This window comes from Pseudogemmobacter blasticus, from assembly GCF_003071405.1.
GTDB lineage: Bacteria > Pseudomonadota > Alphaproteobacteria > Rhodobacterales > Rhodobacteraceae > Pseudogemmobacter > Pseudogemmobacter blasticus.
In genome coordinates, this window is record NZ_CP020470.1 from 2,150,637 (window position 1) to 2,163,811 (window position 13,175).

Annotated in this window: 14 protein-coding genes; 10 read left to right on the plus strand and 4 right to left on the minus strand. The window is 68.5% G+C overall.

The features are described 5' to 3' along the window. Window position 1: 1 nt before the first annotated feature. The 3 genes from B6K69_RS10530 to ureG are packed head-to-tail and all read left to right on the plus strand — an operon-like array spanning window position 2 to window position 1,732. The gene (locus B6K69_RS10530) at window positions 2-481 is read left to right on the plus strand and encodes an urease accessory protein UreE (RefSeq protein WP_108643746.1); all 480 of its coding nucleotides are present in this window, start codon (window positions 2-4) and stop codon (window positions 479-481) included. Beyond that, the gene (locus B6K69_RS10535) at window positions 474-1,109 is read left to right on the plus strand and encodes an urease accessory protein UreF (RefSeq protein ID WP_335602832.1); all 636 of its coding nucleotides are present in this window, start codon (window positions 474-476) and stop codon (window positions 1,107-1,109) included. Before B6K69_RS10530 ends, B6K69_RS10535 begins: the two co-directional genes overlap by 8 nt. Beyond that, window positions 1,106-1,732 carry an urease accessory protein UreG gene (ureG, locus tag B6K69_RS10540; protein WP_108643748.1) on the plus strand — a complete coding sequence of 209 codons (627 nt, stop codon included), beginning with the start codon at window positions 1,106-1,108 and terminating at the stop codon, window positions 1,730-1,732. The genes B6K69_RS10535 and ureG overlap by 4 nt, the downstream gene beginning before the upstream one ends. Here ureG and B6K69_RS10545 read toward each other — a convergent pair. Beyond that, window positions 1,729-2,610 carry a LysR substrate-binding domain-containing protein gene (locus B6K69_RS10545; RefSeq protein WP_108643749.1) on the minus strand — a complete coding sequence of 294 codons (882 nt, stop codon included), beginning with the start codon at window positions 2,608-2,610 and terminating at the stop codon, window positions 1,729-1,731. The two genes, ureG and B6K69_RS10545, sit on opposite strands and share 4 nt — an antisense overlap. Window positions 2,611-2,710: 100 nt before the next feature. On the opposite strand from B6K69_RS10545, the gene B6K69_RS10550 reads away from it, so the two are divergent. The 7 genes from B6K69_RS10550 (at window position 2,711) to B6K69_RS10580 (ending at window position 11,110) form a co-directional block, all read left to right on the plus strand. Next, window positions 2,711-3,883 carry a pyridoxal phosphate-dependent aminotransferase gene (locus B6K69_RS10550; protein WP_108643750.1) on the plus strand — a complete coding sequence of 391 codons (1,173 nt, stop codon included), beginning with the start codon at window positions 2,711-2,713 and terminating at the stop codon, window positions 3,881-3,883. A 3-nt stretch (window positions 3,884-3,886) separates the two neighbouring features. After that, window positions 3,887-6,070: a dehydrogenase E1 component subunit alpha/beta gene (locus B6K69_RS10555; protein WP_108643751.1), complete on the plus strand. Its 2,184-nt coding sequence runs from the start codon at window positions 3,887-3,889 to the stop codon at window positions 6,068-6,070. Beyond that, complete coding sequence (locus tag B6K69_RS10560; protein WP_108643752.1) at window positions 6,067-7,107, plus strand: acyl carrier protein; 1,041 nt, start codon at window positions 6,067-6,069, stop codon at window positions 7,105-7,107. Before B6K69_RS10555 ends, B6K69_RS10560 begins: the two co-directional genes overlap by 4 nt. Further along, window positions 7,107-8,609 (plus strand): L-piperidine-6-carboxylate dehydrogenase, encoded by a 1,503-nt coding sequence (gene amaB, locus B6K69_RS10565; protein ID WP_108644889.1) that lies wholly within the window; start codon window positions 7,107-7,109, stop codon window positions 8,607-8,609. Before B6K69_RS10560 ends, amaB begins: the two co-directional genes overlap by 1 nt. 74 nt (window positions 8,610-8,683) lie before the next feature. Next, window positions 8,684-9,448 carry a LamB/YcsF family protein gene (locus B6K69_RS10570; protein ID WP_108643753.1) on the plus strand — a complete coding sequence of 255 codons (765 nt, stop codon included), beginning with the start codon at window positions 8,684-8,686 and terminating at the stop codon, window positions 9,446-9,448. Continuing rightward, a complete protein-coding gene (locus B6K69_RS10575) occupies window positions 9,445-10,149 on the plus strand; it encodes a 5-oxoprolinase subunit B family protein (RefSeq protein ID WP_108643754.1) in 705 nt (234 codons plus the stop codon). Before B6K69_RS10570 ends, B6K69_RS10575 begins: the two co-directional genes overlap by 4 nt. Beyond that, window positions 10,142-11,110: a 5-oxoprolinase subunit C family protein gene (locus tag B6K69_RS10580; RefSeq protein WP_206340511.1), complete on the plus strand. Its 969-nt coding sequence runs from the start codon at window positions 10,142-10,144 to the stop codon at window positions 11,108-11,110. The genes B6K69_RS10575 and B6K69_RS10580 overlap by 8 nt, the downstream gene beginning before the upstream one ends. Here the strand turns inward: B6K69_RS10580 and B6K69_RS10585 are convergent. From B6K69_RS10585 to B6K69_RS10595, 3 genes are read right to left on the minus strand one after another with little or no spacing between them, the layout of a single operon-like run. Then, the gene (locus tag B6K69_RS10585) at window positions 11,083-11,868 is read right to left on the minus strand and encodes an energy transducer TonB (RefSeq protein WP_206340512.1); all 786 of its coding nucleotides are present in this window, start codon (window positions 11,866-11,868) and stop codon (window positions 11,083-11,085) included. The two genes, B6K69_RS10580 and B6K69_RS10585, sit on opposite strands and share 28 nt — an antisense overlap. Next, window positions 11,865-12,275 carry a TonB system transport protein ExbD gene (gene exbD / locus B6K69_RS10590; RefSeq protein WP_108643756.1) on the minus strand — a complete coding sequence of 137 codons (411 nt, stop codon included), beginning with the start codon at window positions 12,273-12,275 and terminating at the stop codon, window positions 11,865-11,867. Before exbD ends, B6K69_RS10585 begins: the two co-directional genes overlap by 4 nt. Before the next feature lie 3 nt (window positions 12,276-12,278). Further along, entirely contained in the window at window positions 12,279-13,151 is an 873-nt protein-coding gene (locus tag B6K69_RS10595) for a MotA/TolQ/ExbB proton channel family protein (RefSeq protein WP_108643757.1), read from the minus strand. Window positions 13,152-13,175 lie beyond the last annotated feature (24 nt).

The window sequence follows — 13,175 nt, forward strand, 5'->3', positions numbered from 1 at the left end:
GATGGCTTTCCCGCTTCCCGCCCGCACCGTGCTGCGCGCCGGCACATGGTCTGGCCCCGCCGCCGATACGGTGCGGCTGAGCTATGATGAACGCTTTTTGCGCCGCAAGCGCCTGCTGTGCGAAGGGGGCGCGGGCGTGATGGTCGATCTGGCCGCCACCACCAGCCTTGAAGCCGGCGATGCGCTGGAAACCGACGATGGCCAGCGGATCAGGGTTGTCGCGGCGGATGAGCCGGTGGTGCAGGTGCGCGGGGAAAATCTGGCGCGGCTGGCCTGGCACATTGGCAACCGGCACACGCCCTGTCAGGTGGCCAAGGATCATCTGGTGATCCGGCAGGACCATGTGCTTGAGGCGATGCTGGCGCAACTGGGGGCAAGGCTGGCCCATGTCATTGCGCCCTTCCACCCGGAAGGCGGGGCCTATGGCCATGGTCGCACGCTGGGGCATGACCACGGACCGCACGGGTTTCCGCATGGTTAGAGACGAAATTGCCGCCCGGCTGCGGCTGGCGCAGATCCTGTCACCCGCCTTTCCCATTGGCGCCTTCGCCCATTCGCAGGGACTGGAAACCGCCATTGCCGATGGCCGCGTGGCCGATGCCGGGGATTTGCAGGACTGGATCGCCGCTGTTCTGACCCATGGTTCGGCACGGTCGGATGCCATCTTCCTGTCGATGGCGCGCCGCCCCGGGGCCGACCTTGCTGCGCTGGCGGATCTGTTCGACGCCTGGCTTCCTTCTGCCGAACGCGCCATCGAAATGGCCGAGCTTGGGCGGGCGTTTCAGTCTCTGATAAAGCCAAAAGAGCCGGCCTTGCCCTATCCGCTGGCCGTCGGCGTGGCGACGCAAGACATGGATCTGCCCGAAGACGAGGTGCTGGCCCTGTTCCTGCAAGGCGTGGCCGCGCAACTGGTTTCGGTGGCCGTGCGATTCCTGCCCCTTGGCCAGACCGAAGGCCAGCGGGTGCTGGCCGAGCTGGCGCCGGTGATCGCCGCAACCGCGCAGGCCGCGGCCGCAGCGGGGGAAGCCGACCTTTGGTCCTTTACCCCCGGCGCCGATCTGGCCGCGATGGCGCATGAAACGCTGGAGACAAGGATTTTCCGCACATGACCGCTTCCCCAAACGGCCCGCTTCGCGTGGGCATCGGCGGCCCGGTGGGTGCGGGCAAGACCACGCTGACCGAACAACTGGCGCGCACGCTGGCATCGCGTCTGTCGATGGCCGTCATCACCAATGACATCTACACCCGCGAGGATGCCGAATATCTGATGCGGGCGCAGGTTCTGCCGCAGGACCGCATCAGGGGCGTGGAAACCGGCGGCTGCCCGCATACCGCCATTCGCGAGGATGCCAGCATCAACCTGGCCGCCGTGGCCGACCTGAGCCGCGCGCATCCTGACCTTGATCTGATCCTGATCGAAAGCGGCGGCGACAATCTGGCGGCCACCTTCAGCCCTGAACTGGCCGACCTGACGATCTATGTGATCGACACCGCCGCCGGGCAGGACATCCCGCGCAAGAAGGGGCCGGGACTGGTGAAGTCCGACCTGCTGGTGGTGAACAAGACCGACCTTGCCCCGCATGTGGGCGTGGATCTGGCGCTTCTGGAAAGCGACACCCGCAGGGCGCGCGGCGCGCGGCCCTATGTGCTGGCCAACCTGCGGCGCGGCCAGGGTGTTGACCAGATCATTGCCCATCTGGTGGGGATGGGCGGTCTGGAGCTGCGCCCCTAACCCTGCGCCTGCAACCAGCGGATCAGCGCCTGCAAGGGACGGCCGGGGTCGCGCAGCCGGGGCCAGACCAGAAAATAGGTGCCCTCGGCCGCGGCATAACGGGCAAAGGCCGGCACCAGCCGGCCACGCCGGAATTCGGCCTCGGCCAGAAAATCAGGCAGCAGCGCCACGCCAAAACCCAGCGCCGCAGCCTCGGCCATCTGGGCGAACTGGTCGAACAGCATCCCGCGCAGCCGCGCGCCGGGGCAGCCATTGCGGGTGAACCATTCCTCCCAGGCGCCGGGGCGGCTTTCCAGATGCAGAAGGGGCAAGGCCAGCAGCTCCTGTTGCGAAACGGGGCCCTGCGGCACCAGTTGCGGCGCGCAAGCCGGAATCACCCGTTCACTGGACAGTTCCAGGTATTCGACGCCTTGCCAGTTGCGGGCGCCGAAATGGATGGCGGCATCCAGCTTGTCCCGGCTGAAATCAAAGGGCGACAGCCGGGTGGACAGGTTCACCGTGATTTCGGGATGCGCCTCGGCAAAGGCGCGCAACCGTGGCGTCAGCCAGTGCGTTCCGAACGCCGGCAGGATGCCAAGGTTCAGGCTGCTGCGTTCGCCCGAGGCGCGCACCTTCAGGCTGGCCCGCGCCAGATCGTTCAGGAACCCGCGCACCGACTGGGCATAGGCCATGCCCGATTGCGTCAGCGCCAGCCCCTTGCCTTCGCGCCGGAACAGCGCGACGCCGATCTGGTCTTCCAGCGCCTTCAACTGCCGGCTGACCGCGGAATGGGTCAGCGACAGTTCCTGCGCGGCCGCCGTGGCGGTGCCCAGCCGATCCACCGCCTCAAGCGCCTGCAGGGACGAGATTGACGGCAGAAAGCGGCGCGGGGCGATCATGTGACTTTTTCTCCAACGTGATGACCAAAATCTCGCTCATATGTTCGGAAACTTCCAGCTATGTCTGGCGCGAAACGACAAAGAGCAGCGAGCAAGCAGAATGACCACAGCCGCCGGATTTCGCCGTGCCAGCCGGATTGCCGGGCTGGAAATCTCGGAAATCGTGCAGATCAGCGAACGCGCCGCCGCGCTGAAGGCCGCTGGAAAGGATGTGGTGTCGCTGTCAACCGGCGAGCCGGACTTCCCCACCCCCGCGCATGTGGTGGAAGCGGCCCATGCCGCCGCGCTGGCGGGCAAGACGAAATACACCGCCACCGCCGGCACCGCCGAACTGCGCGGCGCCGTGGCGGCCGATGCCGGGGTGACGGTGGCTGAGGTCATCATCTCGACCGGGGCCAAGCAGGTGATCGCCAACGCCATGCTGGCCACGCTGGAGCCGGGGGACCAGGTGGTGATGCCCGCCCCCTATTGGACCAGCTATTCCGACATCGTGGCCATGGCCGGCGGTGTGCCGGTTGTGGTGCCCTGCGCCATGGAAGACGGCTTCAAGCTGTCGCCCGCCGCGCTGGAGGCCGCGATCACGCCGCAAACCCGCTGGCTGATGCTGAACGCGCCGTCGAACCCGTCCGGCGCGATCTATTCCCCGGCCGAGTTGCAGGCGCTGGCGGCGGTGCTGGACCGTCACCCGCAGGTCTGGGTGATGGCCGACGAAATCTATGAACACCTGAACTTCATTCCCTTCACCCGGCTTGCCGTGGCGGCGCCGCAGCTCAGGGACCGGCTGCTGACGGTGAACGGGGCATCCAAGGCCTGGTCGATGACCGGCTGGCGCATCGGCTGGGGCATCGCGCCGGCGCCGCTGGTCAAGGCCATGGGCGCGGTGCAGGGGCAGGTCACCTCGGGCGCCTGTTCGATTGCGCAGGCCGCCGCCGTGGCCGCGCTGACCGGCGACAACAGCCTGATCGACATGCGGCGGCAGGCGCTGCGGGCACGGCGCGACCGGGTGGTCGCCGCGCTGAACGCGGTGCCGGGGATCGACTGTCCGTCACCCGACGGGGCGTTCTATGTCTTCCCCCGCATCACCGGGGCCATGGCGGCCAAGGGGTTCGACAGCGACGCCGCGCTGTGCACCTGGCTGCTGGAAGATCATGGCGTTGCCATCGTGCCGGGCCGCGCCTTTGGCCTGCCCGGCCATGCCCGGCTGTCCTTCGCCTATTCCGATGCCGATCTTGACGCCGGTCTTGGCCGCATCGCCGCCGCATTGGGGGCCTGAGCCATGGCGCGTTGCGAGATTGTCCATGAGAACTTCCTGCGCCGCGTTGCCGCCGGCGATCTGCCCGCAGGCCGCGCGCCAGCAGGGCCGCTGACGTCGGACCAGGCTGTCGCGGCCTTTCGCGCCGCTTGCCTGACCCGGGCGCTGGACCGGCAAAGCCGGGCCATGCAGCGGGCGGGGCAAGGATTCTATACCATCGGCTCTTCGGGGCATGAAGGCATGGCGGCGGTGGCGCTGGCCCTGCGCACGGGCGACATGGCCTTCCTGCATTACCGGGATGCCGCCTTCCAGATTGCCCGCGCAGGCCAGGTACCCGGCCAGAACCCCACCTGGGACATGCTGTTGTCCTTTGCCTCGTCCAGCGAAGACCCGATCTCGGGCGGGCGGCACAAGGTTCTGGGATCGAAGGCGCTGATGATCCCGCCGCAGACATCGACCATTGCCAGCCACCTGCCCAAGGCGGTGGGGGCGGCCTACTCGGTGGGCGCCGCCCGCCGCCGCCGCCCGGAACATGCGCTTCTGGCCGAAGATGCGGTGGTGATGTGCAGCTTTGGCGATGCCAGCGCGAACCATTCCTCCGCGCAAGGCGCGTTCAACACCGCAGGCTGGACCAGCTATCAATCGGTGCCGCTGCCGCTGCTGTTTGTCTGCGAGGACAACGGCATTGGCATTTCCACCAAGACGCCGAAGGGCTGGATCGAGGCCGGTTTCAGCGCCCGCCCGGGGTTGAAGTATTTCAAGGCCGATGGTCTGGACCTGTATGACACCTACCGCGTCGCGTCCGAGGCGGCAGACTATGTGCGCAGCCGCAAGAAGCCGGCCTTCCTGCACCTGCGCACCATCCGGCTGTATGGCCATGCCGGGGCGGATGTGCCCACAACCTATCTGAGCCGCGAAGAGGTGGAGGCAGAAGAGGCGCAAGATCCGCTGCTGCATTCGGTGCGGCTGCTGGATCAGGCCGGGGTGATGCAGCCCGCCGAGGCGCTGGAGATCTACAAGGAAACGGTGGATCGCGTGGCCCGCGTCGCCGCCGAGGCGGTAACCCGCCCGCGGCTGAAGTCGGCCAACGGCGTCATGGCCAGCCTGATCCCGCCGAAACGCGACTGCCGGCCCACCAACGGCCCCACACCCGAAGCGCGGGCGGCGGTTTTCGGCGGCGACCTGAAGGCAATGGAAGAGCCGCAGATCATGTCGCGGCTGATCAACTGGGCGCTGACCGACCTGATGCTGGCGCACCCCGAAATCGTGATGATGGGCGAAGATGTCGGCCGCAAGGGTGGCGTCTATGGTGTGACGCAGAAGCTGACGGCGCGCTTTGGCCCGGACCGGATGATCGACACGCTGCTGGATGAACAATCCATCCTGGGCCTGGCCATCGGCATGGCACAGAACGGCTTTGTGCCGATGCCGGAAATCCAGTTCCTGGCCTATCTGCACAATGCCGAGGACCAGATCCGTGGCGAAGCGGCAACGCTGCCCTTCTTCTCGAACGGGCAGTTCACCAACCCGATGGTGCTGCGCATTGCCGGGCTGGGGTATCAGAAGGGTTTTGGCGGGCATTTCCACAACGACAACTCGGTTGCCGTGCTGCGCGACATTCCGGGCGTGATCCTGGCGGTGCCGTCGAACGGGGCCGACGCGGCCCGGATGCTGCGCGAATCTGTGCGGCTTGCGCGGGAAGAACAGCGCGTGGTGGTGTTCCTGGAACCCATCGCGCTGTATCCGATGCGCGACCTGCATACCGACAAGGACGGCGGCTGGATGCGGCTTTACCCCGCCCCGGATGAGGTGATCGGCTTCGGCGACGTCGGGGTTCAGGGCACGGGAACCGACCTGGCCATCGTGACCTTCGGCAACGGGGTCTATCTGTCGAACCAGGCGCTGCCCGCGATCGAGGCGGCGGGGATCAAGACCCGCATCGTGGATACGCGCTGGCTGTCGCCGTTGCCGAAAGAGGCGCTGACGCAGGCGGTTTCGGGCTGCAAGCATATTCTTGTGGTGGATGAGACCCGCCATTCCGGGGGCGTTGCCGAGGCGCTGATGGCGCATTTCCATGAAGCCGCACCGGACGCCAGGCTGGCCCGGATCACCGCCGAGGACAGTTTCATCGCCACCGGCCCGGCTTATGCGGTAACCATGCCGTCCAAAGACGGAATCACCGCGGCCGCAACGGAGCTGTGCAAATGAAGACGGCTGTCGTGATCTGCCCCGGACGGGGCACCTACAACGCGCCGGAGCTGGGCTATCTGCGCCGTTTCTTCCCCGATGCCGGTCTGCTGGCACGGTTTGATGCCCTGCGGACGCAGGCCGGGCAGGAAACCCTGACGGCGCTGGACGGCGCGGCGAAATTCTCGCTGTCCACGCACAGCCGGGGGGACAATGCCAGCGCGCTGATCTTTGCCGCGACGCTGGGCGATTTCCTGTCGCTAAACGGGGAAACTGTCCGGGTTGTGGGCGTGACCGGCAATTCGATGGGCTGGTATTCGGCCCTGGCCTGCGCCGGCGCCACCACGCCGGACGACGGGTTCCGCATCGCCAACACCATGGGCACGCTGATGCAGAAGGCGCTGATCGGCGGCCAGCTTGTCTATCCCTGGATGGGCGATGACTGGGTGCCCGATCCGGCACGCAAGGCCGGGCTGCTGGCGCTGATGACCGAGATCGCCACCCGGCCCGACCATGCGCTGGCGCTGTCGATCGACCTTGGCGGCCTGCTGGTGCTGGCCGGGAACGAGACGGGGCTCAAGGCGTTTGAAGCCGCCGTTCCGCCGGTTCAGGGCCGCTTTCCCATGCGGCTGGGCAATCACGCGGCTTTCCACACCGCCCTGCAGGCCCCGGTGGCGGCGCAGGGTCAGGCCGCGCTTCCGCAGGCGCTGTTCCGCCAGCCGGCGCTGCCGCTGATCGACGGGCGCGGCCATGTCTGGTGGCCGGGCGCACACACCACGGCGGCCCTGCGGGATTATACCCTGGGCCATCAGGTGACCGAGACCTATGACCTGACCGCTGCCCTGCGCAGCGCCGCCCGCGAATTCGCGCCGGACCTGTTCATCGTCACCGGGCCGGGGAACACCCTTGGCGGCGCGGTGGCACAATCGCTGATCCTGGCCAACTGGCGCGGGATGGGCAGCAAGACCGATTTCCAGAAACAACAGACGACCGACCCGATCCTTGTGTCCATGGGGCTTGAGGATCAGCGCGGCCGTGTCACCAACGGAGCCAGATGATGACCCATTCCCCCATTCTTGCCGCAGCCGGCCTGACCGCCGCCGATCTGACCGGCGGCACGCTGGCCGTGCGTTCGCCCATCGACGGCGCCGAGGTGGCGAAGGTTCACGAAACCGATCCGGCGGCGATGCCGGCGGTGATCGCCCGCGCGCAGGCCGCCTTCCGCGCCTGGCGGGACGTGCCGGCCCCGCGCCGGGGCGAACTGGTGCGCCTGCTGGGCGAGGAACTGCGCAGCGCCAAGGCGGAGCTGGGCGCGCTGGTCACGCTGGAAGTGGGCAAGATCACCAGCGAAGGCCTGGGCGAAGTGCAGGAAATGATCGACATCTGCGATTTCGCCGTTGGCCTGTCGCGGCAGCTTTACGGCTTGACCATCGCCAGCGAACGCCCCGGGCACCGCATGGCGGAAACCTGGCACCCGATCGGGCCGGTGGGCGTGATCAGCGCCTTCAACTTCCCGGTGGCCGTCTGGTCGTGGAACGCCGCCCTGGCGCTGGTCTGCGGCAACCCGGTGATCTGGAAGCCGTCCGAGAAAACCCCGCTGACCGCCATTGCCGCACATCGCTGTCTTGAACGCGCGCTGGTCCGCTTTGGCGATGATGCGCCCGAGGGCCTGTCGCAACTGGTGATCGGCGGTCCCGCCATCGGCGAGGCGCTGGTCGTGTCGCCGGACGTGCCGGTCCTGTCGGCCACCGGCTCTACCCGGATGGGGGCCATCGTGGGGCCTAAGGTCGCGGCCCGCTGGGGCCGGTCGATCCTGGAACTTGGCGGCAACAACGCGATGATCGTTGCGCCTTCGGCCGATCTTGACATGGCGGTGCGCGCCATCGTCTTCGGCGCCGTCGGCACCGCGGGCCAACGCTGCACCTCGCTGCGGCGGCTGATCGCGCATCATTCGATCCGTGCGGAACTGGTGGCGCGGCTGACCAAGGCCTATGCCAGCCTGCCCATCGGCGACCCGCGCAAGCCCACCACGCTGATCGGCCCGCTGATCGACCAGGCCTCGCGCGACCGGATGCTGGCGCAACTGGCGAAGGCCAAGACGGAAGGCGGCACCGTGCATGGCGGCCGCGCCGTGGCCGAGGGCGTGCCGCAGGGCGGCGCCTATGTGGAACCGGCGCTGGTGGAAATGCCGGCGCAGACTGAAACCGTGCGCGAGGAAACCTTCGCCCCGATCCTGTATGTCCTGGGTTATGAAACCCTGGACGAGGCGATTGCCCTGCAAAACGGCGTGCCGCAGGGCCTGTCGTCCTGCATCTTCACACTGAACCTGCGCGAAGCGGAAACCTTCCTTTCGGCCGCCGGGTCCGACTGCGGCATCGCCAATGTCAACATCGGCCCCTCGGGTGCCGAAATCGGCGGCGCCTTTGGTGGCGAAAAGGAAACCGGCGGCGGGCGCGAAAGCGGCTCTGACGCGTGGAAGGGCTATATGCGCCGGCAGACCAGCACGGTGAACTATTCCGCCAAGCTGCCGCTGGCGCAGGGTGTGCGTTTCGACGTCTGACCCGCGACGAAGCCGCGCCTTGCCACCGGCGCGGCTTCGGTCTTCACTGGCCCCGAACCATAAGGTGGGGGACAATGCGGATCGACCTGAACTCTGATCTGGGGGAAGGCTATGGCCCCTGGGCCATGGGCGATGACGCGGCGCTGCTGACGGTTGTCACCAGCGCCAACATTGCCTGCGGCGGCCATGCCGGTGACCCGGAAACGATGTTCGCCACCCTGCGGCTGGCCGCCGATCATGGCGTGATCGTCGGCGCGCACCCCGGCTATGCCGACCGTGAAGGGTTCGGGCGGCGCATCATTCCCATGACCCCGGCCGCGATTGGCCGCATGGTGGCCGCGCAGGTGGGCTGCCTGCAAGCGGTGGCGGCGGTTGCCGGAACGCGGGTGCGCTATGTGAAGCCGCATGGCGCATTGGCCAATCTGGCCGCCGATGATGCCGCCGTGGCGGCGGCCATCGTGGCCGCCATCGCGGCCCTGCCGGGCGATCTGGCGGTTCTGGCCATTTCGGGCACGGAGCTGGAAATCGCCGCCCGGGCCGCCGGGCTGACCGCCATCTCGGAAATCTTTGCCGACCGGGGGTATCTGCCGAACGGGCGGCTGGTTCCGCGCGGCCAGCCCGGCGCGCTGATCCATGATGCGGATGAGGCGGCGGACCGGCTGATTGCCCTGCTGCGATCCGGCCGGATGCCGGTGCAGGGCGGCGGGTCCATTCCGCTGAACGCGCAGTCGATCTGCGTCCATGGCGATTCGCCGGGTGCGCTGCAACTGGCACAACGCCTGCGCGCCCGCCTTCTGGCCGAAGGCGTGACCGTCGCGCCCTTTCTGGTGCCCGCATGACCCCAACCCCCACCAGCCCGCGGTTCCGCGCCGTGGCCGACCATGCGGTGCAGGTCGAATTCGCCGAAACCCTGTCAGACGATGCCCATGCCGCCGTTCTGGCGCTTGATCTTGCGCTGGCGTCAGACCCGCCGCGCGGGATGCGTGAAGCGGTGCCGGCCTATGTCAGCCTGCTGGTCGATTTCGACCCGCTGGAAACCGATCATCGCGCCGTGGAATCGTCTCTGCGCAGGCTGATTCAGGCCGGCGCGACAGTGAACCGGCAACCTGCGGAACGGGTGGTCGAGGTTTGCTATGATGCCCCGCTGGCCCCCGATCTTGACGCCGTGGCACAACGCACCGGGCTGGACCGTGAGGCGGTGATCGCCGCGCATCTGGCGGGGCGCTATCACGTCTACATGTACGGTTTCGCGCCGGGCTATGCCTATCTGGCCGGGGTGCCGCCCGCCTTGCGGCTGAACCGCAAGCCTGCGCCGGTGCGCGGGGTGGCGGCGGGGTCGGTGCTGATCGCCGGTCCGCAATGCCTGGTCTCGACCCTGACCATGCCGACCGGCTGGTGGATCATCGGCCGCTCTCCCACACCCATCCTGCTGGACGATCCCGCCCGCCCCTTCCTGTTCGATGTCGGGGACAGGGTGATCTTCCGCCGCATCAGCCGCGCCGCCTTTGAACTGGCCCGCAAGGAGGGTGCCGATGACTGAGGCGCTGCTTCGCGTGGTCTTTGCCGGGCCGCATGTCACCCTTCAGGATGGCGGCCGCCCGGGCCAGATGCGCTTTGGCGTTCCCGCCTCGGGCCCGATGGACCGCAAGGCGCTGCGGATCGCCAACACCGCCCTTGGCAACCCGCCCGAGGCCACCGGGATCGAGGTTTCGCCCGGCGGGCTGGTGCTGGATTGCCTGAGCGGTGCGGTGACGCTGGCCATGGTGGGTGGCGGCTTCATCCTGCATATCGACGGCCGCAAGCTGGGGTCATGGTCGGTTTTCACCCTGCGCGCGGGCCAGCGGCTGACCGTGCGGCTTGGCCCCTGGGGTAGCTGGGCCTGTCTGGCTGTGGCAGGCCACCTGATCAGCGAAACCTGGCTGGGCAGCAGCGCCACCCACGGGCTTTCGGGCCTTGGCGGCGGGCGGCTGGTGGCCGGCCGGGTGTTGCGGGTGACCGGCTCCAGCCAGTGCGAAACCGTCGAACGCAGCATCCCCTGCCCGGTCTGGGCCCGGCCGCGCCATCTGCTTCATGCGGTCTGGGGCCCCCAGGAACGCTTTTTCCCGCCCGAGGTGCGGGCCCGCCTTGCCACCGGCACCTTCCTTGTCAGCAGCGCCATTGACCGCATGGGTCTGCGTCTGGACGGCCCGTCGCTGCCGCCGGAAGAATCGCTGGGGATTCCATCCGAGCCGATCTTGCGCGGGTCGGTACAGGTGGCGGGCGATGGCCGCCCGATGATCCTGCTGTCTGACCACCAGACAACCGGCGGCTACCCCAAGATCGCCACGCTTCTGGCCGATGACGTGGACGGTCTGGTGCAATGCCGCCCCGGCGATCCGCTACGGTTCCGGCTGATCACCCCGGAGGAGGCTGTGCAGATCGCCCGGCAGCGGGCGCGGGCGGTGGACCAGTATCTTTCGGCGCTGGCGCGGCCCTATTTGCCGACGAATTCGAACGAATAGCTGCGGCCGGCGCCTTCGGGCGGGGCGGGGAACGGGGCAGACCGGCGGATGTGGCTGACGGCCACTTCGTCCAGCGCGGCATTGCCTGAACTTTGCAGCACCCGCACCCCGGCAAGGCTGCCGTCCGCCGCGATGCTGAAGCCGACCTGCACCGTTCCCCGGCCCGCGCCGGCCTGTTTGCGGGTGGCGCGCACCTTCTTCATCACCGCCTTGGCATAGGCCGCCGGAGAGGCAGAGCCGCCGCTTTTGGCCTTGGCGCCCGCCGTGGGCGCGGTGGCACCGGCGGACGTGGCCTTGGAAACCTTGGCCTCTTTCGCGGGCTTGTCTTTCTTCTTCTTGGCCTTCGGTGCCTCGGGCTTCGGGTCGGCCTTGGCCACATTCTTTGCCGGGGGTTCCTTTTGCGGTGGCGGCAGGGCCACATCTGCCTGCGCCGGCACGTCAGGCTGGGGCATCGCCATCGCGGGCCGGGGGTGCGGCAGGTCCGGGGCGGTTTCGGCCTTGGGCACCGGCGGTTCCGCTTCGGCCGGGTCCATCGGATCGGCCAGATCCGGCATCTCGTCCATGACCTGCGGCGCGGGGTCGGCCACGGCCGACATCGCCGACGCCACGGCCGGCACCGGCGCCAGGTCGATCATCAGCGCCACCGGAGCGGCCCGGTCCTGCAAGGTCAGCGCGACGGCGGCGCCGGACAGCAAGGCGGCGGCAACAGTGGCGGCGGCGATCCAGCCGGGGGCGGTTTGGGTCTGCGGCAGCATCATGGCGCCCCCTCAAGCCCGACGAGGGCCACTTTCAGATAGCCGGCCCGGCGCAGCGAATCGAGGACGCCCATCAGCGCGCCATAGTCGATGCTGCGGTCGGCCCGCAGGAAGACCGGCGTGTCGCGCTGGCCGCCGGTGCGCGCGTCCAGCACGGCCGCCAGGGCGTTGCGGTCGATTTCGGTTTCGTCCAGCAACAGGGCGCGGGTTTCGGTGAAGGTCAGCCAAAGCGGGTCTGCCGGCCGGTCGGCGGGCGGGGCGGACGATGCGGGCAGGTTCACCTGCACATCCACGGTGGACAGCGGCGCCGCCACCATGAACACGATCAGCAGCACCAGAATCACGTCGATGAAAGGCGTGACGTTGATCTCGCTCAGTTCGGTGTCGCCCTCGTCCAGCCGCAGCGCCATGGGTCAGCCCCCTGCCGCCATGCGGGCATCCAGCGCGCGGCTGAAACGGCGCAGCACCTCGGCCGTGCCATCCGCCAGATGGTGGCGATAGGCCGCGATACGGCGTGTCAGATGGTTGTACAGAAGCACCGCCGGAATCGCCGCAACCAGCCCCAGCCCGGTGGCCAGCAGCGCCTCGGCAATGCCGGGGGCCACCACCGACAGATTGGTCGTCTTGGTTTCGGCTATCGCCATGAAGCTGTTCATGATGCCGAAGACGGTGCCGAACAGCCCCACGAACGGCCCCACCGCCCCGATCGAGGCCAGAAGCCCGGTGCCGCTGCGCAGCCGCTGCACCGCCGCCGCCTCGATTCGCGCCAGCGACAGGTCCAGCCGCTCACGCGCCGAGGCGCGCAGGTCGGGGGTCAGCCGGGCCGGCAGATCTGCGATTTCCTGCCGCGCTGCCTGATCGCTGGCCATGAGCGGACAGGACGGCAGGCCGGGGGCGGCCTTGTCCTGCCCCAGCGCGCGGGCTGACCGGGCCAACCGGGAAAACGCGATCCGGTATTCCACCAGCTTGTACAGGAACACGGTCAGCACCGCGAAAACGGCAGCCGCCAGCAGCGCCATCACCGCCTGCACCACCGGATGCGCCTCAAGCACCAGCGGGGCAAGATCGGTGGCCTTCGACCCATGCGCAACGGCACCTGTTACCGGCACGCCCGAAAGGGGCGGCGGGGTCAGGGCGGTTTCCGGCGTCAGCGCCAGCGCGGGCGGCGCGGACCCCACCACGGGCGGCGTGTCGGGGGTTTGCGCCCCGGCAGGCGCGGCCAGCAGGCAGCCAAGCACAGCGACGGCAAGGCGAAGAGTCGTGCGGGGGGTGGCCGGGCGGCGCATCGGCGGGGCAGTCCCTTGGGTCTT